Source organism: Hoeflea algicola (assembly GCF_026619415.1).
In the GTDB taxonomy this organism is placed as follows: domain Bacteria; phylum Pseudomonadota; class Alphaproteobacteria; order Rhizobiales; family Rhizobiaceae; genus Hoeflea; species Hoeflea algicola.
The window spans coordinates 3,441,178-3,462,473 of record NZ_JAOVZR010000001.1; the positions used below are offsets into that span (position 1 = coordinate 3,441,178).

Below are 21,296 nucleotides of genomic sequence, written 5' to 3' on the forward strand. Positions count from 1 at the left end.
AGCCGGCGATAGCCGCAAAAGTGACGTAAAGTCAGCCGCATTCTTGTCTTTAAGGCGGAAAATCGGCGTTGTATTTCTCCCAGAAGCCATGCAAGGTGAGGGCTTCCGGCCCAACGTGGCCGGCAATTCCGCAGGTCTGTCTCAGGTTGAGGCATGCGGGAGGACCCACAAAGATCAACAAGTAACCTACAGGGCTGCATATCATGAAACGCACGCTTTTGAGCCTCGTCGCACTGGCCGCCATGTCGGCTTCCGCCTTGGCCGCCGACATCAAGCCGGCCATCATCTACGACCTTGGCGGCAAGTTCGACAAATCCTTCAATGAGGCCGCCTATAATGGCGCCGAGAAATTCAAGGAAGAAACCGGTGTCGAATACCGGGATTTCGAGATTTCCAACGACGCCCAGCGTGAGCAGGCCTTGCGCCGCTTTGCGCGCGACGGCAACAACCCGATCGTCGTTCCCGGATTTTCTTGGTCGGCAACGCTGGAAAAGGTTGCCGCGGAATATCCTGACACCAGCTTCATCATCATCGATTCGGTGGTCGATCTGCCCAATGTCCGCTCGGTTCTCTACAAGGAGCACGAAGGCTCCTATCTGGTCGGTGTGATGGCCGCCAAGGCGTCCGAGACCGGCACGGTGAGTTTCGTCGGCGGCATGGATATCCCGTTGATCCGCAATTTTGCCTGCGGCTACAAGGGCGGCGTTATGGCCACCAATCCCGACGCCAAGGTGCTTGAAGCCATGACCGGTACGACCCCGGATGCCTGGAATGATCCGGTCAAGGGTGGCGAGATCGCCAAGTCGCAGATGGACCAGGGCTCTGACGTGATCTACGCGGCTGCCGGCGGCACCGGCATCGGTGTCATGCAGGCTGCTGCTGATGCGGGCAAGCTCGGCATCGGGGTTGATTCCAACCAGAACGGCCTGCAGCCCGGCAAGATCCTCACCTCGATGCTCAAGCGCGTCGATGTTGCCGTCTACAATGGCTTTGCTGACGTCAAGAACGACAAGTTCACCACCGGGATGGAATTCCTCGGCCTGGCCGAAGGTGGTGTCGATTACGCCATGGACGACAACAATGCGCCGCTGGTCGATGACGAGATGAAGGCAGCGGTTGAATCCGCCAAGGCCGACATCATCTCCGGCAAGATCGAAGTCCACAACTACAATGACGACAACGCCTGCCCTTATTGAGGCAAGGCCCCGGCGTCCGCGCCGGGTTGTGAAAATTGATCCGGCCGGGCCTTTGCCCGGCCGTTTTGTTGCGCGGTCGCACCCGCCCGGGCTATAGCCCGCCAGATGCATGTCGCGCCGTATTGGCGTATCCGATCGATAACGGACATGCGTTGATTGAATGCTGATACTGCGTCTCTCACGCGTCCAAATGGGATGCCCGGCGCGGTAAAAAACAACAGGGATCTTCACCAATGGCCGAAATCCGCACCCACAAGGGCGATCTCTCCGCTGATGCAATGGCGCGCTATACCGGCGACATCGCCATCGACACCGAAACGCTGGGGCTGGTGCCGCGCCGCGACCGACTATGCGTGGTGCAACTCTCGCCCGGCGACGGATCGGCTGACGTGGTCCAGATTTCCCGCGGCCAGACCAGCGCGCCCAATCTGCAAGCTCTTCTGGCCGATCCGACACGGCGCAAGCTGTTTCATTACGGCCGGTTTGACATCGCCGTGCTGTTCAACACCTTCGGGGTGACCGCCGAGCCGGTGTTCTGCACCAAGATAGCCTCTCGGCTGACACGCACCTATACCGACCGCCACGGCCTCAAGGACGCGACCAAGGAGTTGCTCGGCATCGATCTGTCCAAACAGCAGCAATCCTCTGACTGGGCCGCTGAGACGTTGACACAAGCACAACTCGATTATGCGGCGTCGGATGTGCTGCATCTGCATGCGCTGACCGAAAAACTCACCGAACGGCTGGTGCGTGATGGGCGCGAAGCCCATGCCAGGGCCTGTTTCGAATTTCTGCCGACCCGCGCCAAGCTCGATCTGTTGGGCTGGGACGAAACCGACATTTTTGCCCATAGCTGACGGGGAACGCTGAGGCATGCGAAAGCAGCGCCGCGCGAAAAATTCGCCGGGGTGTGAGCATGGCATTCCGGAGGGCCGCACGCGGGCTTTGCCTTACGGAAAGTAAGTGAAGGGTGGCGCAACCCGCGCGCGGCCCGAATTTAGCCGGATGATGTCCGCATCCGACAGACGGTTTCCTGCCCTTGCCAGATGGCCTGGACGAAGGCCGAGGGCAAGGACCCAAAAATCGCTGTCCGGCACGTCTTTCCGGTCAATCAACCAGAAATCCGCCACAGGCCCGGACCGGTGTCCCATCCCTGATCCCGCCCGAAGGCAAGACAGCGATGCGAGGCCGGCCCGGTGGCTGGCTTGGCCCGTTGATCCCGCAAGGGAGGCCGGGCTGCCAGCGGAGCCGCGATTGGTCGCCGCCTCCTCAAGAGTTTTCCGGCACGTTACCGCCAAACCCGAAAGGCATTCCTCCCGCCTGGCTCGAAGCGTTCGCGATCCATCCGGCAGCGGGAGTGGCATGAGTCTGGCATGGGAATGCGGGGGTGTGGATGAAATGGTGGGGTGTTTGTTCGTCACTGCCCTGCGGCATCGTCATACCGGACTTGATCCGGGATCCAGCAGGCGAGCGTCGGCGAGCCGGGAAACCATTGCCATATCTTGGTTTTTTGACAAAAGGCTTCTCGCGCCCGCAGAAGCGGGCGCTGCTGGATCCCGGATCAAGTCCGGGATGACGGTGGGGAGAGGGTGGCATTTTTATGCTTCGTCTTCCTCGGCCCCCGAGCCGGGGATCCATACCGTGTTCCATCAGCGCATGGCGGTAATCGGAGAGATTGCGGAATGGATCCTATGGTCGGAGCCATAGGATGACGCCGGTGGGGGTGGGTGAGCCGGAAAATCGCCGCATCCAGTATCCGTTCAACCTGCCTATTTGCCTTCGACAGAGCCCCACCCGGATCGGCCGCGCTAGCGCTTGCCTCTCCGGCCTCGCCTTAAGGCGGAGGAGCGCGCCCATCAAAAAACCCGCCGGATCGCTCCGGCGGGTTTTATTTGTCAGAAGTCAGATCCGGGAAGGATCAGTCTTCGCTGTTCTGCTTCTTCAGGGCTGCGCCCAGAATGTCGCCGAGCGAGGCGCCCGAGTCGGACGAACCGAACTGTGCGACAGCCTGCTTCTCTTCGGCGATTTCAAGCGCCTTGATCGACAGCGTGACCTTGCGGTCCTTGCGCGAGAAGTTGGTGACGCGAGCGTCGAGCGTCTGGCCAACCGAGAAACGCTCAGGGCGCTGCTCGTCGCGGTCACGTGACAGATCCGAGCGGCGGATGAACGAGGACAGGTCTTCGTGATCAACCAGGATCACTTCAAGACCGCCATCGGTAACCGCGGTCACCTTGGCAGAGACAACAGCGTTCTTGCGCAGGTCGCCCGAAGCGGCGGCGTCGCCGATCGAGTCCTTGCCAAGCTGCTTGATGCCCAGCGAGATGCGTTCCTTGTCGACATCGACGTCAAGCACGACGGCCTTGACCATGTCGCCCTTGTTGAACTCCTCGATGACCTGTTCGCCCGGACGGTTCCAGTCGAGGTCGGAGAGGTGAACCATGCCGTCGACATCGCCTTCGAGGCCGATGAACAGGCCAAATTCGGTCTTGTTCTTGACTTCGCCTTCGACTTCGGTGCCGGCAGGGTGGCTCTGTGCGAACACTTCCCAGGGATTTTCAAGCGTCTGCTTGAGGCCAAGCGAAATGCGGCGCTTGTTCGGGTCGACTTCGAGAACGACCACGTCAACTTCCTGCGTTGTCGACAGGATCTTGCCGGGATGCACGTTCTTCTTGGTCCAGGACATTTCCGAAACGTGGATCAGGCCTTCGATGCCCGGCTCCAGTTCGACGAATGCGCCGTAGTCGGTGATGTTGGTCACGGTACCGGTGATACGCTTGCCGGCCGGATACTTGACGCCGATACCATCCCACGGGTCGCTTTCCAGCTGCTTCATGCCCAGCGAGATGCGGTGTGTTTCCTGGTTGATGCGGATGATCTGGACCTTGACGGTCTGGCCGATCGACAGGATTTCCGACGGGTGGTTGACGCGGCGCCATGCCATGTCGGTCACGTGCAGCAGGCCATCGATGCCGCCAAGATCAACGAACGCACCGTAATCGGTGATGTTCTTGACCATGCCTTCAACGGTCTGGCCTTCTTCGAGGTTCTGCACGATTTCCGAACGCTGTTCGGCACGGCTCTCTTCGAGCACGGTACGGCGCGAGACCACGATGTTGCCGCGACGCTTGTCCATCTTGAGGATTTCAAACGGCTGCGGGATGTGCATCAGCGGGGAAACGTCGCGGATCGGACGGATGTCCACCTGGCTGCGCGGCAGGAAGGCCACGGCGCCATCCAGATCGACGGTGAAGCCGCCCTTGACCTGGTTGAAGATCACGCCTTCGACGCGTTCCTGGGCATTGAACTTCTCTTCCAGACGGACCCAGCTTTCCTCGCGGCGAGCCTTCTCGCGCGACAGCATGGCTTCGCCCAGCGCGTTTTCGATACGCTCGACATAGACTTCGACTTCATCGCCGACATTCAGCGTGCCGTCTTTCGCCTTGGCGCCGAATTCCTTCAGCGGCACGCGGCCTTCGACCTTGAGACCGACGTCGATGATGGCGACGTCTTTCTCGATGGCCATCACGATGCCCTTGGCGACATAGCCTTCGGCGAGGTCCTGCGTGGCAAGCGATTCAGCAAACAGGGATGCGAAATCCTCTGTCATGGTTTCGGTTTGTGACATGAATTCTCCTGGCGACCGCAAGAATAGATGGTTGAGCGGTCGGATGCGCCTGGTTCGTGTTGATCGGACCGGCGATGCCTGTCTGCCCTGAGCCATCATCAAAGAGGCAGGGCAAGTACGGCGCGGGACAGGCTCGCTGGCGTTAGTTCAGTGATCGAGCGCAGCGTCCACGAGGACACGGGCAGCTTCGAACGCGGCTTCTATACCCATTTCGGTAGTATCTAGCAAGTGCGCATCGTCGGCAGGACGCAATGGCGAGTCTTCGCGCTGGGAATCTGATAAATCCCTGCTAATGATGTCCCTCAAAATTTCTTCATAAGACACGTTGACCCCGTGCCGAATCGCCTCGTGATGTCTCCGGGCAGCTCGGGATTCCGGATTTGCTGTGACGAAAATCTTTAAATCTGCATTCGGCATAATAACCGTTCCAATGTCCCGACCATCTATGATTATGTCACTCTTATTCTTAGCAAAATTCTCAATATAAGTATTTATATATCTACGTAATAGCTTGTTCGAGGCGTATTTTGCTGCAATCTTTGCTGTTTTTTCGCTAGACAAAATCTCTTCGTCAAATTTGATTTCATCAATGTTACGCAAAGCGTCTTCAAGATCGCTGTAGTCGGAGATTACTACTTCCCCATTGCTGAGAATTAGTCCCGCCTTCCGGAAAATTTTCCCGCTATCCAAGATCGGAAAATTATAGAATGATCCTAGTAGCTTGGCTAAAGTTCCTTTTCCGGAACCAGCCGGGCCATCAATCGCAATTTTCATTTTAGACGCTCGCATAGGGGAAACGGTAGCAATGCTTAACAACAAGGACATAACGGAGCTTTTACAAAATGGCACCCCTCTAATTGAAGCGGCGGATGGTAATGCTCAAGAACGTTTAGAAGAGCTAGTTCAGCCGGCATCGATTGACCTAACTGTTGGTAAAATATTCATTCCTCCGGATCGGACTACAGGCGATGGCGTGAAGGAAATCAACGACCATTATCTGCTCGAACATGGAGCAACCGCCATGGTTCAAACAAGTGAAAAACTAAATATTCCCGCCGACATAGGTGGCTTGATGTTTCCGAAAAATGGGCAGTTTGCGCTTCGAGGGATAATGGTGACTAATTTTGGACATGTAGATCCCGGATATAAAGGGCATTTAAAGTACACGATTATTAATTTTGGTGCGGATCCCTATCGAATTGAAATAGGTCAAAGAATAACGTCTTTAACGTTATACCGGATGAATTCAAAGGCAGACCCAGACTGGAGTGTCATTTCAAAACACGATCCAGATAAAATGGAAGGGCACGCAAAGGTTTTAAGTAGGGATTTTCTGGATATAGAAAATAGAGTGGTTGAAATGGTAAAGACACATACAAAACAAGCTATTCAGCTTCATGATAGCGTTCGATCGTTTTGGGTTCCACTGATGGGTCTTGTTGCGACATTTTTAATCGCCATCGTTGCGGTATTTATGCCATTTTATATGCACTTAGATAGCAAAATAGATTCTATAGTAAAACATGATTACAACAAATACAGCGTGGCTGCTCAGGAGGATTATGAAAAATGATAATTGTTTCAGGTAATATTGCAACAGGAAAATCAACTTTATCTAGAATATTATCAAATAGTATGAACTATGATGTATTATATGAAGATGTAAGCGGAAATGAATTTATTTCAGATTTTTATGAAGATATGAGTCGTTGGGCAATGCATTCTCAATTGTATTTTTTGTATTCAAGAGCTCGAATGTTAAAGAATAAAAATAATAATACAAGAAAGGTAATTCTGGATAGATCAATATCAGAGGATTTTTTTGTATTTAGTCAAAATCTATTGAATAGGGGGTTAATGTCACCCAGGGAATTTAAATTAGTTCAAGAGTGTTATGATAACATAAAAGATATAGAGAGTGATGTGGATCTATGTGTTTATTTGTATGATGAACCTGAATATATTATGAATAAAGTAATAGAGAGAGACAATGTATATGAGAAAGGAATAGATATAAATTATATAGAATCTCTCAACAGACTGTATGAGCAATGGATGGAAACAAGGCCATACAAAAATATAATAAAATTAAGAACGAGCGATATAGATTTTAGAAAAAACGATGCCGTAGATATTATTATTAATAAAATAACAGAAAATATAAACACAATAAATATTTAGTTTTATATAGTTATTATTACTGATGAATATCGTTGTGATAACAATATATATTTGTATGTTAATTCGTATGGGGAAAAATTATTAAACTTGTCTCTACTAGATTTAATAGAATAGATTTTGAAGGATACTTCGGCATCGGCTATTGGCGATTATATAATCGTCAGTCTAGATCTGGCTATAGAGCCGCACCAGTTCGGCCATTGCCGCATCACCATCTTCGGTCAGGCCGGCATGAACGCCCTTGCGGTCGGCCTCCGAGCGGTTCTGGCTCATCTTCCATTTGCCGGTCAATGTGTCGACCGTGATGTCGATGCCGACAATCCCGCGCAATTGCGCCGCCACGTAAGCTTCCGGTGCATCATCGACCTTCCAGGGCTCGGCCCGGTTTGCCTCGTGCCGGTCGGTCAATTCGCCCACCTGTTGGCGCAGCCTGTCGCTGCCGGCCTCGATCCGCGCCGATCCACGGGCCTGCACCATGGCGTAGTTCCAGGTCGGAACCACCTTGCCGTGCTCGGATTTCGCGCGGTACCACGACGGCGTGATGTAGCTGTCGACGCCCTGGAACACCACCAGCACGCTGGCCCCGTCCTCAATATGGCGCCATTGCCCGTTGGCGCGGGACATATGCGTGCGCAGCCGGGTGATGCCGTCATCGACGGAAACCAGAAACGGCAGCGGATTGGCTTGAAGGTCATCCGCGGACGATGAAATCAGCAGCCCCAGCGGATGCGCGGTAATCAGCGCCCGCATCACGTCCTCATCGGGTTCGGCAAAATGCGGCGGCTGGTACATGGCGTCTCCTCCCGAAGGTCTACTTCCGCTCGATGCCGATCGTTACATCGCCAAGATGGGCATAGGGCGCGCGCGCAAACAGTGCCGGGTCTGAAAGCCAGGCCAGCAGCATGTCGAAGCCGTCCACGCCCCAGAATACCTCGTGGCCGGCACCGGTCGGGCACACGAAGGTCGGCACGCCGAAAACGCCGCGTCCGATCGCCTGATCGGTGTTGGCTCTGAGCGCCGCCTTGGCGGCATCATCCTGGGCCAGCGACAGCGGCACGCCGATCAGTTCGGCGAAGGCCGCGAGTTCATCGTCGGTGTCGGGTGCGCGGCCCTGCTCGAAAACGAAGCCGAACGCCGTGCGCACCATCGCCAGATCGGCATCCGCGCCAGCCAAAAGCCGCAGCGCCTTGAGCGGATTGAACGGATGGCGCGGCGGAAACCGCATCTCGACGCCATGTTGCAGCCCCAGAAAAACCGATTGCCGGTAGGTATGCAGCCGCTTGGCGGAAATTTCCGCCGGGCCACGCTGGCCCCAATGCGATAGAATCGCGCCAAGCAGCACCGGAACCGGCCTGACCGTGACATCAGCGGGCAGTTCGCCCAGTCGCGCCAGCGCCACATGCGCATAGGGCGAAATCAGGTCAAAGCAGAAATCAATCTGCCGGGTGCTCATGACTGGCTGATCTCGGCGCCGAGGCCGGTCATCATGTCCATGAATTCCGGGAAGCTGGTGGCGATGATCCCGCAATCGTCGACATAGACCGGATATTCGCTGGCGAGCCCCATCACCAGAAAGCTCATGGCGATGCGGTGATCGAGCCAGGTGTTGACCACGGCCTCCTTGGTGCGCCCGCCGAGCCCCTTGCCGTCGGGTCGGCCGCGCACCGACAGCCAGTCTTCGCCTTCGGTGCAGTCGACGCCGTTGATTTCCAGCCCGCGCGCCACGGCGGCCAGCCGGTCGCTTTCCTTGACCCGCAATTCCTCAAGCCCTGCCATCATGGTTTCGCCGTTGGCAAAACTGGCGGCAACGGCCAGCACCGGGTATTCGTCAATCATCGACGGCGCGCGTTCGGGCGGTACCGTCACACCCTTGAGTTCCGACGTCCGCACCCGCAGATCGGCCACATCCTCGCCGCCGGCCTGGCGCGGATCGAGGATCTCGATACTGGCGCCCATTTCCTGCAGGGTCAGGATCAGCCCGGTGCGGGTTTCGTTCATCAAGACGTTGCGGATCAGCACGTCCGAATCCGGCACCAGCAGCGCTGCCACCAGCGGAAACGCGGTCGACGACGGATCCCCTGGCACATCGATCGATTGCCCGGAAAGCGTGCCGCGGCCTTCAAGCCGGATGGTGCGCACGCCATCGGCGGCAGTTTCAACGTCAAGTGTCGCGCCAAAACCCTTGAGCATCTTTTCGGTGTGATCGCGGGTCATCACCGGTTCTATCACCGTGGTCACCCCGGGAACGTTGAGCCCGGCCAGCAATACTGCCGATTTGACCTGGGCTGAAGCCATCGGCACCCGGTAGCTGATCGGCGCCGGCGCGCGCGGCCCGTGCAACGTCGTCGGCAAGGTGTCGCCTGGCCCCGCTTGCACCTGCACGCCCATCAGCCGCAGCGGATCCAGCACCCGGCCCATCGGCCGTCGCGACAGCGATGCGTCGCCGATGAAGGTGCTGTCGAAATCATATACGCCAACCAGCCCCATGGTCAGCCGGCAGCCGGTGCCAGCATTGCCGAAATCCAGCGGCGCTTCCGGCGCCAGCAGGCAACCATTGCCGACGCCGCGGATGATCCAGGTGTCATCATCCTTGCGAATCGAGGCGCCCATCGCCTGCATCGCCCGGCCGGTATTGATCACATCCTCGCCTTCGAGTAGGCCGGTGATGCGGGTTTCGCCGCTTGCTAGGCCGCCAAACATGAATGATCTGTGGGAAATCGATTTGTCGCCGGGAATGCGGATATCGCCCTTGAGCGACCGGCTTCTGCGGGCGCTGGCGGGGCGGAGAGGCGTTTCTGTGTGGCCCATGGTCTGTTTCCATGCTGATTTTGGGGGTTGAGCCGGAGGCCCGGCCACTACGAGGGGCTGACTACCACAGCCTCAGGGGCTGCGTCATCCGGCTTGCTTGAAAATAACAGTGAGAATGGCTTTGACAGGCGCGTTCAACATCATTATGGGGTCCGGACTCGCCGAAACGGGAAGACGTGCGCACCAGCGTACGCTTCCGGCTAGTTCATGAGGCTTCGACAGTGGCAAAACCGGAACTTGGAACAAAACGCGTTTGCCCCGAGACTGGGCGCAAATTCTATGATCTCAATCGAGATCCCATCGTATCGCCCTATACGGGCAAGACATATCCGATCTCGTTTTTCGAGGAAACGGCCAAAACCGTAGCCGCGGCGAAAGAGGTTGAGGACGACAAAGAGGAAGAAGTCGCGGAAGTCGAAGAGGAAACGGCTGACGTGGAAATCGTGTCTCTTGAAGAGGCCGATGAGGGCACTGCAAAAACCAGCAAGTCCAGCAAATCCAGCGATCTTCCCGATATCGACGCCGATGACGACGACGACGTTGACCTCGACGACGATGATGATGACACCTTCCTCGCCGACGACGATGATGATGACGACGACGATGTCGCCGACATTATTGGCGTCAGCGATGACGACGACGATCAGTAAGCTGGCGTCTTTCGGCTCCAAAAGCCGGTTGATTGCGGAAACTGTCACCTAGAGTGATTTTTCGTCTTGATCTTGTGCGGCGGCAGACGTAAGAAGCCGCACCTGCCAGCCACGCGAATGCGGCTGGTTGTTCGTAAGGGGCCCGGTGGTATAGCCGTTCCCTTGCGTCCCGGGGCCATAGCTCAGCTGGGAGAGCGCCTGCATGGCATGCAGGAGGTCAGCGGTTCGATCCCGCTTGGCTCCACCATCCTTCTTTCACCACCTGCAATCGATGCTAACACCTTGAATGGTAAGGTGGTTTTTGGTGTTCTAAGTCCATTATTTCGGCAATACGCCAAACGCTCAGAAAACGTCAATCTCAGCACTAATTTTTGAAGAGCGGGATCGCCGGTTTGCCAGAGTTTCCAAGGGTTTGAGATGAAGTTCAGGGCGTGTTCTAACACATGCCCGATAGTGGTCTTTGGCATGGTGCCATTTTCGAGCTTATCTTGCGCCGCAAGCTTCTGCTGCTCCAGTGTCGCGATCTTTCTCTCATAGGCTTTGATCGCTGCCGGAGAGTCGCTTTCCACCAAGCGATCCAGAAAGCCATCAATCTGCGCTTCAATGGCGCTGATATCCTTTTGCAGCACCTGCCGCCACGATTTAGCCTGCGACAGCCGTTGCGCCCAAGCTCGCTCAATCATGACTTTTAGCAGCTCGACCAGTGACGGAATTGGCTGGAGGGTTTTCAGCAGTGATTCGAAGTCTCCTTCGATGGCTGAACGGCGGATCGATTTGCCGTAGTGCCCACAGCCTTTGTGGTGGCACAGATAATAGGGATGGTGCTGCTTCTTGCCCTTTGACCAGCAAGCGGTCAGCGGTTGACCGCATCCTGCACAAGCGACAAAGCCGCGCAGCGGGAAATCGATGGCGTTATCTTTACGTGCCGGTGCATAGGCACCGACCTTTAATCGCTCCTGGTTCTTGAGATAGGTCTGGTAGCTGATCAGCCCTTCATGCCGCCCTTTGCGAAGGCTGACATTCCAGTTCGGCGCTTCGACATATCCGGCATAGACGGGGCGTTCCAGCAGCTCCTTGACCCTTGAGCTATGCACCTCGCCTTTATGATCCTTCGGATAGAGCGGGTGTGCTTCAAGGAACCGTTGCAGCTCAACCTGGGACTGGAACCGTCCCGCAGCAAAGCCTTCCAGCGCCTCTTTGATGATGGAGGCGTGTGGTTCGTCCGGAACCAGTTGCTTGCCGCCATAGGATGATTTCGCGTATCGGTAGCCTATGGGCGCTTTGAAGACCCATAAGCCCTGCTCTACGCGGGCTTTCATTTTCTGGACAACCTGCCGTCCGTTTTGTTCCCGTTCCAGCTCGCCTTGCGCCGCCAGCATGGTTTCGATGAACTTGCCTTCCGGCGTGTCTTCAAAGCGGAAGTTCAGGCATTCACGGGTTGCACCGCGCGCCGCCATAATGCGGCGGAGTTTCAGATGGAACTCGGTATCGCGCGCATAGCGCTTGAGGTCGTCGAAGATGACGATGTAATTTTCATGCGGCTTGGCATCGAGATACGCCAGCAACGCCACCATGCCCGGACGATTGATAAAATCACCGCCGCCCGACACATCATCGGGAAACACCGCATCCACAACGTAGCCGCGCTGCGCTGCGAATTCGCGGCAGCGGTGCTCCTGGCTTTCCAAGCCGCTTCCATCCGCAACCTGCCTCTTGGATGAGACGCGGCAGTAGATCACTGCCTTTTGCGGTTGAATGGCTTTGACGGATTGACGATTCATGACTCCTCTCTTTCTGCCGGATGAGAGGGCGTCTCGTCGGCGCGGGGTTCTAAATTTGTTTGTGGAATATCTTTATCCAAGGATAGCAGATCATCAGGAAGCCGGAGAGCAGAATTTGCATTTTGCTCACACCCTGTCTGGACCGGCGCAATGCCAAAACCCAGATCAACGAATGACACGGCAATCGACCAAAGGGTTTCGATAAACTCGCGCTTTTGATCATCGCTGAGGTCAGACTCATCCAGATAGGTGCCGTAAAACTCCCAATCGATGGACAGAGCCGGTGCGCAATCAGTCGGCGCACCGTCAGGCTGCAAGCCCTCATCAGAATAAGTATTGGTCTTGTCAGCCATTTTTTGTCTCCTTCTCCCGAACCACAAATGGGTGGCGGGTTTGCTGCAATTCTCCTTTTCTGTCTTTCACCATGAAAGAACATATAGCGAACATACTAGGATATAAATCCTATTTCACCAAGAAGAATCTCTGTAACATTGTTGCGTTTTTCGAGTTTGTTCTTAGAACAACAGCGCAGAGACTGGACCGGCAACGACAAGGGTAATTGGGGTAATGGGGATTGAGCCAAGCAAGGGGCGGGTTTTAGAACTTCCAAAAGCGACAAAGGAAGAGATCAAGGCGATCAGCCGCGTCGTGTCCGCAATTATGGCGGCGCGTGTGATGAGCTTTGAGAAGATATATGCTGCGGCTGTGGGGTCAATGGAAGGCTATGGACTTGAAGATAAGAGCAACCTTGGAAAAGGCTCAATAGCTCAATGGAAAGCCGCAAAATTCTACCGCTGGATTGTCGAGAACCATTTAGCGCTCGGCTGTCAGATCGCACCAGAAGTCTTTGACCCGTCCTTGTTGACACGATGGTCCGATTTGGTTCGCACAAAAGCGATTTATGGGTGTTTCACACACCGCATTGTCGGCGCGCTAGGATTGACCGAGCGCAGCAGCAAACAGCCCATCGCCGAACTCCCAATCCGGTCAACAGATCAATTTTATTTCGAACTAGTGAGTAACCTGGATGGAATGGCGATCGCGCTTGAACAATCCAACGGGCAAATTTATCCGTTCTCGCTTCATGAGAACCAGGTTTCGCTTACTCTGCCGGTTAAGGTGGGATCGCAGTTCGTGCCTCGCCTACCGGGCACAGATAATGCGCCCGACCTATTGTCAGACACCGACGACCAAGGATTGCGTTGCTACTACATCCTGATTGCGACGCCCGAACTCATCGAAGAATGTTCCAAAGGTTTGAGTGAGGGGCACCCTATTTCCGCTGAGAAGCTTGACCAGATCGCCCTCGCCTTCAACGAGGCGAAACCTGGCAGCTTCGAGTTACACCGGCTCAATGTGGTATTCACGGCTTAGTGGTCCTCATATATCGAAGCCCCTTAAGTTCATCAGTTACACTCTGGCGACGACGCTCATCTAATTGAAACTGTTCCAGCCGATCTTCGTCCATCCAACCAGAACGAAGTCGGGTGTCTATTGATTTCAATTGGCTCATCGCTGAGTGGTTCATCAAGACATATTCCGACCTCGACCGACCAAGAGTCGCAGAGGCCCACTGATACAAATATCGTAGGCGCATACTGGGGACGGGGTGGCTCTTGAACCCTGCGCCAGCGTTTTTTGGCCTTGTGGACGCGAGAAGCCAGAGCATTAAATATGCGGCAAACAAGATCAATTCCACGCGTTGATCTTCAGGTATGCCTTTGGAAAAAAATCCGAAGTCACACTCTCCGGATAATTCAATTCTTAGGCACGAGTCTAGTGCCGAAATATCGGCTTCCTGCTCCAGGTAATGCAGCAAAGACGGTTCTATCTTACCTTGCCCAGAAGAGCGTTGCGTCAGGTCTAATTCATAGATGCGCGAGTTCCGGAGTTTCTTATTTTCTGTCAGGTAATCGATGTGCCCAAGAAAACAGTGTGCAAACTCATGCAAAAGGACAAACCGGAACATGACGCATGAGACATAAAGTGACAGGCGACGACGTTCCGGGTCTTCAGGAAGCTCAGGTAAATCCTCCGATATCATCCGAAACTCTTCGAGCTCATCACGGTGCTGTACTTGTTCCAAAATCGTCACAAGGAATTGACCACTGCCGTACTTACCTTGGTAAATGAAAGGCTGGCAAAAGCACAGATCGGCGTAATGAACAATTTTCTTGGCAAGCGAGTTCGATACGCCAACGAAGTGGTGCTCGCCGTTCCGTGCAGCAAATGCGTTGGGTTCGTCGTCGACCGTGATTCCCGGAGCTATTGAAAGGCCGCCCGGGTACCTCTCGCTTCTTAAAATCGGAAACTTTTCATGTAGCCCAATGAAGCTTCGCATAGACAGGTTTTCGATCCCATCATATTTTTTGTCCCAGGCGAGACACTCGAATCCAAGTGACTGGCGTGAATATCGTTCGAAGTGGTTTTGGTGATCGTCTGCAATGAGTTTCAAGATGGATCTCTTGATGGAAACAACAAAGAATCAGTCCTTGATAAAAAAGATACGCAAGATGTGTGCTGTATAACAGCACCATCATGGCAAGGGGGTCGCTGCGCACCCCCGTTGCATCCCCCGAGCCGTGACGCATTTCCGGCATTGAGCCTTCATCCGCCATCGAAACGTTCCGCCGTTTCATCACTGGTCAGGGCAGTGTCCCCGACACCCAGACCAAGGTCGTTCCGCCCTTTGGAACCCGACCCCTCCGGCGGATCAATTTCTGCCAATTTAATGCCGTCACCCGCTTTCCGATTCCGCCAGTAGTCGTTGTAGTCTGGACCCCGAGAATCTGGAGGACTGCTGGGTTCATGTATGTTGATTGGCATTGGCGCAGGCAAATCTGGTCCTACTATGATTGCCTCTCCTGGTGCCAGGGTTGGGATAAACATCGCTGCATTCTTATCCAGATCACCGCAGGCACGTTCCACAGCATTTCGGTCTTCGTCGTTAGTCAGCCGATGGACGATGAGAGTTCCAAGCTGACTTAACACGTCAGGAGGAATGTCCCTGGGTCGCTGGGTCGCCATCAGTGATGTTAAGCCGTATTTCCGCCCTTCTTTGGCAATTACTCCGAACGCTTCAAGCCTGACACTCGCGTACTCATCGCCGATGGTTCGTCCTAAGAACTGATGCGCCTCATCAAGAGCCGCTATCACAGGCTTTGAGCGAAAGACACCGCTCCTAGCTTCGCCAAGCAAATACCGACCAATAACATTGAGAAGTATCTCTCTCGTATTGTGCTCAAAATGCACACCCTTAAATGATAACCGGATGATGTCATCATCCTCTTTTTCGAAAAAATCTGTAAGTACATCAACGAGAGACTGTCCCTCTTTATCAAAAAGGCAAGATAGTTGTGGGGAGCTGACATGTGTTCGAATTCGAGCGATAAGAGTCTCGCAATGAGCCAACGATGCATCTGAGCCACCCCAGTTCTGGAAATTCGCCCCTGGACCGTTTGACCAAACGCATTCGTTGGAAACCTGTTCGGCAAGTGCTCCAATGTTAAAATCGCATAAAGGCGAGTTTATCAGCTCTTTCTGCTCCTCCAGTGCTGCAAAAAAAGGCGCGCGTGGTTGTCCAGCCTTCAACACCGCCCCGCCCGGTGTGCGACTGATACCCGCAGGCATTTTGCCGCGATAAATGCGTACCAATTTCAACGACCTTATGGCTTCTCGGAGCTTTGGACCTTGAGACTGCCCTGAGGGACGGAAGAGCGTGAAGAGGTCGTCTTCCGTCATCTGCGTGTAGGGAAAATGGACCCGCTGCGTTTTCTCTTCACCCGATTGGAACGCATAATGGCGGCTAACGGATGACAATTCTGAAAATTCGCCAGTCGGATCAAAAAGTATGCATTTTCCACCGACCTTCTTAATCTCATCCAGTAAATGTGAAATTGTCCAACTCTTTCCCCCTCCTGTCGCGCCGAAAACACCACAATGTCGCCCGAAGAGAGTTTCCGGAGGCAACTTGAGATGCACTCCATTCCCCATACTGAGCGTCCCTAGATCAATTGTGATCTGATCGTCTTTTGCCAATGCGTTAGATGCGAGCTCTCCGAAAACGTCAGGTTGCGCGAGATACACCGAATCTCCCACACGAGGATGAGCGCGAAGACCGCGGACAAGCTTCCTCTTGCGCTGGTCGACGGAGGCAAGTAACTGAATGCGGCCGATAGGGTGCGGTTCTGGGGAAGCCCCCATCGCGGGCTCCACTGTTAATCTCTCCGCGTCAGGTAACTTTACTTCAGTTATTCTCCCCAGAAGCTTCACGCTCTCGCAATCAACAAATACGAAATCCCCGACTGCTCCGCGCGCCATGGACCGTGTTTCAGGTCGTGCAGTGGCATGAGGAAGATTAGCTTGTGCAGATGACGCCGTGACAGCGGTGATGGTACCCACATAGCGGAGTGAATCGACCAAACTAGGAGCAGACATCAGTGCCCTCCACCGGAAGGCTCATGAAGTACCCTTATTCGGTCGGCGTGCCGCTCGCGCTCTGTCTGCGCGACAAGATCAGGAAGCGCCTGCGCAAGATCGTCGAAACGACCGTTCATCAGCGTAATCCGTTGATCGCCAATATCACACAAGCGTTTCAATTTACTGAAATAAGTGCTGGATTTCGGTTGCGCAGCAGCCTCTGTTGACAGCGAATGTTCAGCCTTTTCTAGCTCTTCATCTGCAAGGAAAGCCACGTCGCACACAACCAAACGAAGCGACATGTTAGCTTCAATTGCCGCAAATATGGGCCTCGTAATATGATCATCATTGAAGCCAAAACCAGATATTATTAGCGTAGTGTCCGGGGCGCGCATTTCATTTTGCAAAGCGGACATCATATCGAGATATGGAGATTCAAAGGCTTCCTGATATTTGCTATCTCGAGGATAAATTAGTGTAGCTCTCCCATCCATAGGGTCTTTTGAGCGGATCAGATCCATGCCATTGCGACGCCAATCAATGGAGCCATGCAGCTTATGTAGATGGAAGACATTCTCGATGTAATCGGGTCCGTCGGTGCCGACTTCACGGCGAACAATATCATGCGCAAAATGACCACGATCATACACCTGGGGCATTGTGTGAGAGAAACCGTCGATCACAGTGAAACGCAGCGCGCGCGCTGCGTATTCAAAACAAAGATCGTAGTTTGTCGTAAAAATTCTAGCCCGTGCCTTTCTTGCACCTCGCCGGGCGATTTTCCTGATTATTTCACGATGCGCATCTAGATCTGTTGCCTGAGAGACAAAATCAACACAGTCCGCTATTGTCTGTTCTGCAGTCGATATAAATATGCCAATATCGGACTTCTCATCAGAGTTAAACAATTCAGCATACATCTTGCACTGAGTTAGGATTTTTTCGATATTCTTATCTTTTTCGATTTCTTCCACCTTGGGAATCATTCTTTTGATGGCATCAAATGATTTGCTTGGTACGGCAGAAATGACCTTGTCCCATAGTGTTCGCATGCCAGGTGCTTGTTTATCTTCTTCACCTGAGTTTCGTGCACAGAATGATGAGCCAGCACCTGTTAAAAGGACAAGATGCGAGGCGTTGAGTGCTGAGGTCAACGCTTCCTCTATCATTCGCGCACTGCCACGCTCGATGTCGATGTCTTCGTTCCCGTGCTTCGTATCAGCGCTCTGCGTCCAGCCTTGAGAACGAACATATAACCTTATGTTATCCGCAGTTGCTTTCTTGCCGTCCCAGTAAGCCATAAGTGATCCTAACTCTCTTCTTCCAAGCTTACCCGACACATTAGATAATCAAAAGCTTCTACAAACACTTACTCACATTATTTGATCTTCATACACCGATTCCTGCCATCCTACTTTTCCAATCGTCATCAACGCTACCCCGTGACCCAACAGGTAGGGCTTTCCTGCTCTAGAAGGCGCTCCGAGCTTTGAATCTCCAGCGCTTCCGAGAGATCAACGTCCCGTCACTCAACCACACTTCGAACACCTCGCGTACGCTGGACCCTTCATTGTCCTACCTATATTGTGAGGGCATGGACACCCGAGACGCCGTTCAACGACGACGCATAATGCAAGCCGTCAGAAACAAAAACACTGCCCCGGAAATCCGTGTCCGGAGCCTGCTACACCGCATGGGATATCGATTTCGACTTCATGGCAAGGACCTACCAGGTACGCCAGACATCATTCTCCCCAAGTACCGCTCGGTGATTTTTGTCCATGGATGCTTCTGGCACGCCCATAACTGTCCGAAGGGCCGTCCTCCAAAAACCCGTCAAGACTATTGGCTTAATAAGCTTGCGATGAATGTGGAGCGAGATCGATTGAAAGAGGAGCAGCTTTACGGCAAAGGCTGGCAAGTTATGGTCGTGTGGCAGTGTGAGTTGAACGATCAAGAGGCGCTAAAAAGCCGATTGCGAGGCTTTGTGGACAAATCTCATTTTTCGATCGACAAGTCGGGCATTGCGCGCTAAAATAGCGATAAGAATCAATAATCAAGAGTAAAGATGGGATACTTATGAGACCGATAGGCATCGATTTATTTGCCGGCGCAGGTGGCTTGAGCCTGGGGTTTGAGCAGGCAGGGTTCGATGTAGCCGCAGCGGTGGAGATCGATCCAGTTCACTGCGCCATCCATAAATTCAATTTTCCTCAAACATTCGTTCTTCCGCATTCCGTTGAAGGCATGAGCGCTGCCTTCATTCGATCTTTGGCAGGGATCGGAAACAAAGACGTTGATTGCGTTTTCGGCGGCGCGCCCTGTCAGGGCTTTTCATTGATCGGACAGCGTGTCCTCGATGATCCGAGGAACAAGCTCGTTTTGGAGTTTGTGCGTCTCGTTTCCGAACTCAACGCGCGGACCTTTGTGTTTGAAAACGTCAAAGGACTTACGGTCGGACCACACAAGTCGTTTCTGAAAGAGCTCGTCGCGGCATTCGAGGATATTGGTTATCAGGTCCGCTTGCCATGGAAAGTGCTCAACGCGGGCAATTACGGGGCACCTCAATTCAGAGAACGTTTAATTTTGATCGGGGCTCGTAAAGGAGAAAACTTGCCCATATACCCAGAGCCCATCACTAATCTGGCCGGGCGTAAGCGACGGATCGAAGGGCTGAAAGATGGCCCTAATTGCAGAGACGCTTTAAGCGATCTGCCAGATGCAGACGAATTCCCAGCTTTGACCGAGTCAGATTCCGTCGACGAGCCGGACTATGGAGTGCCATCGGCATATGCCGCTGAAATGCGATGTTTAAAGAACGAGGCGTGGCACTATGGATATTCACGTGTGTGGGATCGTTCAGTATTAACATCGAGCGCGCAAACCCAACACACCGAGATCTCGCGAAGGCGTTTCGCAGGTACTGCCCCAGGTGACGTCGAACCGATTAGCCGCTTCTTTAAACTTCCAGACGATGGCGTATCGAACACACTGCGAGCAGGAACTGATGGCGCGCGTGGTGCGTTCACAAGTCCCCGCCCGATCCACTATCGCTATGATCGATGCGTGACAGTACGCGAAATGGCCCGCCTGCATGGGTTTCCCGACTGGTTTCGTTTCAACGTCACCAAATGGCACGGCGCACGTCAAATAGGTAATGCGGTGCCGCCACCAATGGCGAGAGCTGTGGCTGCGGAGGTTTTGAAAAGCCTCGGGTTCAAACCCATTCGACCAGAACAGCCTTTAGCATTAGGTGACGAAACGCTTCTTTCAATGGACTTATCGAGAGCATCCGCGCATTTCGGCGTTTCAGTTCCGTCCAGCCGTCGTGACCGGAAAAGCGGTGCGAAAAAACGAAAACAAATTGATATCGAGCGGGAACGTCTCGGTCAGGAGGCATATGGCTAAGCAGACCCTTAACCGCTATCAGGCGCTCATCGAGAAGATATTTCTTGATAGGTATCGCAGTGGCTCGACAGAAATAGAATTTGCTCGAACCGACATCGAAGACACTGCTACAGAACTAAACATAGAACTGCCGAAAAATCTCGGAGATGTTGTATATTCATTTCGCTATCGGGCTGCACTGCCTAGCGGCATCACTGATACTCAACCCGAGGGGCGCGAATGGATCATCGAGGGCGCTGGTCGGGCAAAATACCGGTTCAAATTGGTAACCGCGACCCGCGTGGGACCAAATTCGTCGCTTGTAGTAACGGATATTCCTGATGCGACGCCGGAGATTATAAGAGCATATGCGCTCGACGACGAGCAGGCGCTTCTGGCGATCGTTCGCTACAATCGATTGATCGACACTTTCTTGGGCCTAACCACCTATAGCCTCCAAAATCATTTGCGTACTACTGTCACTGGAATCGGTCAAATAGAAATCGATGAGCTTTACGTTGGTATAGACAGGCGCGGTTGTCACTATGTGATTCCCGTCCAGGCCAAAGGCGGCAAAGATCAGATCGGCATTGTTCAAACGACTCAAGACATCCGTTTTGTTGAAGAAAAATTTCAGGGAATGCGCTGCCGCGCCATTGCTGCTCAATTTATGACAGATAACATCATAGCCCTGTTTGAGCTCACTTTGCAGAATGAAGAAATTAAAGTCGTTGAAGAGCGCCATTATCGTCTGGTCCCTGTTCAGGAGCTGGATCAAAAAGCAATTCGTGACTATCGGGATTGACTTTATGTTCGGCAACCAAAGAGCGTAACTCACCAGGTTGGCTTTGTATAGCCTGAGATAAGAACGCGTTCCTATTAGGTAAAAATTACGAACTGACAGAACATAATGCCCCGATGGCAGTTCGGATGACGATCTCCCGCATGAAAATTTGGAAACTGGTGTCGCATTGAGGGGGATTACTTAGCAGCATCAGTGGATGTTAAGTTGGACTACTGGCACCATACGATGAAATTTACCGTCTTGTTCTACGCTGCAGATTTCGCTGGTTATTTCCTATGATGGGGAAGCCGAGAGGCGCCGCCTCTTCTCTCCCCAAAAGGACAATAAACACCGACCGTGGCTCACTACGCTGCGCCCGCACCACTCGGCATTGATTGTCCTTTTCCCCTCCCATCTCCGTTCTCGCCGAAGGGCAAGGTTGCATGGCGCAACCTATTCCCAAGG

At 53.6% G+C, this 21,296-nt stretch carries 18 protein-coding genes, 1 tRNA gene and 1 pseudogene; 10 read left to right on the forward strand and 10 right to left on the reverse strand.

Annotation, left to right across the window (positions count from 1 at the left end; genetic code table 11):
- The first annotated feature begins 203 nt into the window (after positions 1-203).
- Both OEG84_RS16810 and OEG84_RS16815 read left to right on the forward strand, forming a co-directional pair.
- On the forward strand, positions 204-1,196 hold the full coding sequence (locus tag OEG84_RS16810) for a BMP family lipoprotein (protein ID WP_267654817.1): 993 nt from the start codon (positions 204-206) through the stop codon (positions 1,194-1,196).
- 233 nt (positions 1,197-1,429) lie between these two features.
- On the forward strand, positions 1,430-2,053 hold the full coding sequence (locus tag OEG84_RS16815; protein WP_267654818.1) for a ribonuclease D: 624 nt from the start codon (positions 1,430-1,432) through the stop codon (positions 2,051-2,053).
- Positions 2,054-3,114: 1,061 nt separating this feature from the next.
- Here OEG84_RS16815 and rpsA read toward each other — a convergent pair.
- Together rpsA and cmk are read right to left on the reverse strand one after the other, a co-directional pair.
- Positions 3,115-4,821 carry a 30S ribosomal protein S1 gene (gene rpsA / locus OEG84_RS16820; protein ID WP_267654819.1) on the reverse strand — a complete coding sequence of 569 codons (1,707 nt, stop codon included), beginning with the start codon at positions 4,819-4,821 and terminating at the stop codon, positions 3,115-3,117.
- A 147-nt stretch (positions 4,822-4,968) separates the two neighbouring features.
- Positions 4,969-5,595, reverse strand: coding sequence for a (d)CMP kinase (gene cmk, locus OEG84_RS16825; protein WP_267654820.1), 627 nt, complete (start codon positions 5,593-5,595; stop codon positions 4,969-4,971).
- 31 nt (positions 5,596-5,626) lie between these two features.
- On the opposite strand from cmk, the gene OEG84_RS16830 reads away from it, so the two are divergent.
- Entirely contained in the window at positions 5,627-6,394 is a 768-nt protein-coding gene (locus OEG84_RS16830; RefSeq protein ID WP_267654821.1) for a dCTP deaminase, read from the forward strand.
- Positions 6,391-7,002 carry a deoxynucleoside kinase gene (locus OEG84_RS16835; RefSeq protein WP_267654822.1) on the forward strand — a complete coding sequence of 204 codons (612 nt, stop codon included), beginning with the start codon at positions 6,391-6,393 and terminating at the stop codon, positions 7,000-7,002. The genes OEG84_RS16830 and OEG84_RS16835 overlap by 4 nt, the downstream gene beginning before the upstream one ends.
- Before the next feature lie 165 nt (positions 7,003-7,167).
- Here the strand turns inward: OEG84_RS16835 and OEG84_RS16840 are convergent, their stop codons facing one another.
- From OEG84_RS16840 to aroA, 3 genes are read right to left on the reverse strand one after another with little or no spacing between them, the layout of a single operon-like run.
- Entirely contained in the window at positions 7,168-7,794 is a 627-nt protein-coding gene (locus OEG84_RS16840) for an FMN-binding negative transcriptional regulator (protein WP_267654823.1), read from the reverse strand.
- A gap of 19 nt (positions 7,795-7,813) precedes the next feature.
- Positions 7,814-8,455: a 2-hydroxychromene-2-carboxylate isomerase gene (locus tag OEG84_RS16845; protein WP_267654824.1), complete on the reverse strand. Its 642-nt coding sequence runs from the start codon at positions 8,453-8,455 to the stop codon at positions 7,814-7,816.
- Entirely contained in the window at positions 8,452-9,810 is a 1,359-nt protein-coding gene (gene aroA, locus OEG84_RS16850; RefSeq protein WP_267654825.1) for a 3-phosphoshikimate 1-carboxyvinyltransferase, read from the reverse strand. The genes OEG84_RS16845 and aroA overlap by 4 nt, the downstream gene beginning before the upstream one ends.
- Positions 9,811-10,031: 221 nt before the next feature.
- Between aroA and OEG84_RS16855 the strand changes: the two genes are divergently transcribed.
- Entirely contained in the window at positions 10,032-10,460 is a 429-nt protein-coding gene (locus OEG84_RS16855; protein WP_267656222.1) for a TIGR02300 family protein, read from the forward strand.
- A gap of 171 nt (positions 10,461-10,631) precedes the next feature.
- Positions 10,632-10,707 (forward strand) — tRNA-Ala (locus OEG84_RS16860).
- Positions 10,708-11,206: 499 nt separating this feature from the next.
- On the opposite strand, the pseudogene OEG84_RS16865 reads toward OEG84_RS16860, so the two are convergent.
- Together OEG84_RS16865 and OEG84_RS16870 are read right to left on the reverse strand one after the other, a co-directional pair.
- Positions 11,207-12,241, reverse strand: a pseudogene (locus OEG84_RS16865) (recombinase family protein); the annotation flags it as partial.
- The gene (locus tag OEG84_RS16870; RefSeq protein WP_267654826.1) at positions 12,238-12,594 is read right to left on the reverse strand and encodes a hypothetical protein; all 357 of its coding nucleotides are present in this window, start codon (positions 12,592-12,594) and stop codon (positions 12,238-12,240) included. The pseudogene OEG84_RS16865 and the gene OEG84_RS16870, both read right to left, overlap by 4 nt.
- A gap of 214 nt (positions 12,595-12,808) precedes the next feature.
- Here OEG84_RS16870 and OEG84_RS16875 point away from each other — a divergent pair, with 214 nt between their 5' ends.
- Positions 12,809-13,615: a hypothetical protein gene (locus OEG84_RS16875; protein WP_267654827.1), complete on the forward strand. Its 807-nt coding sequence runs from the start codon at positions 12,809-12,811 to the stop codon at positions 13,613-13,615.
- Here OEG84_RS16875 and OEG84_RS16880 read toward each other — a convergent pair.
- From OEG84_RS16880 to OEG84_RS16890, 3 genes are all read right to left on the reverse strand, one after another.
- Positions 13,605-14,696 (reverse strand): hypothetical protein, encoded by a 1,092-nt coding sequence (locus OEG84_RS16880; protein WP_267654828.1) that lies wholly within the window; start codon positions 14,694-14,696, stop codon positions 13,605-13,607. The two genes, OEG84_RS16875 and OEG84_RS16880, sit on opposite strands and share 11 nt — an antisense overlap.
- A gap of 152 nt (positions 14,697-14,848) precedes the next feature.
- A complete protein-coding gene (locus OEG84_RS16885; RefSeq protein WP_267654829.1) occupies positions 14,849-16,678 on the reverse strand; it encodes an ATP-binding protein in 1,830 nt (609 codons plus the stop codon).
- Entirely contained in the window at positions 16,678-17,961 is a 1,284-nt protein-coding gene (locus tag OEG84_RS16890) for an SIR2 family protein (protein ID WP_267654830.1), read from the reverse strand. Before OEG84_RS16890 ends, OEG84_RS16885 begins: the two co-directional genes overlap by 1 nt.
- A 293-nt stretch (positions 17,962-18,254) precedes the next feature.
- On the opposite strand from OEG84_RS16890, the gene OEG84_RS16895 reads away from it, so the two are divergent.
- The 3 genes from OEG84_RS16895 to OEG84_RS16905 are packed head-to-tail and all read left to right on the forward strand — an operon-like array spanning position 18,255 to position 20,852.
- Positions 18,255-18,695 carry a very short patch repair endonuclease gene (locus tag OEG84_RS16895; RefSeq protein WP_267654831.1) on the forward strand — a complete coding sequence of 147 codons (441 nt, stop codon included), beginning with the start codon at positions 18,255-18,257 and terminating at the stop codon, positions 18,693-18,695.
- A gap of 44 nt (positions 18,696-18,739) precedes the next feature.
- Entirely contained in the window at positions 18,740-20,068 is a 1,329-nt protein-coding gene (locus OEG84_RS16900; RefSeq protein WP_267654832.1) for a DNA cytosine methyltransferase, read from the forward strand.
- The gene (locus tag OEG84_RS16905) at positions 20,061-20,852 is read left to right on the forward strand and encodes an endonuclease (protein ID WP_267654833.1); all 792 of its coding nucleotides are present in this window, start codon (positions 20,061-20,063) and stop codon (positions 20,850-20,852) included. Before OEG84_RS16900 ends, OEG84_RS16905 begins: the two co-directional genes overlap by 8 nt.
- Positions 20,853-21,296 lie beyond the last annotated feature (444 nt).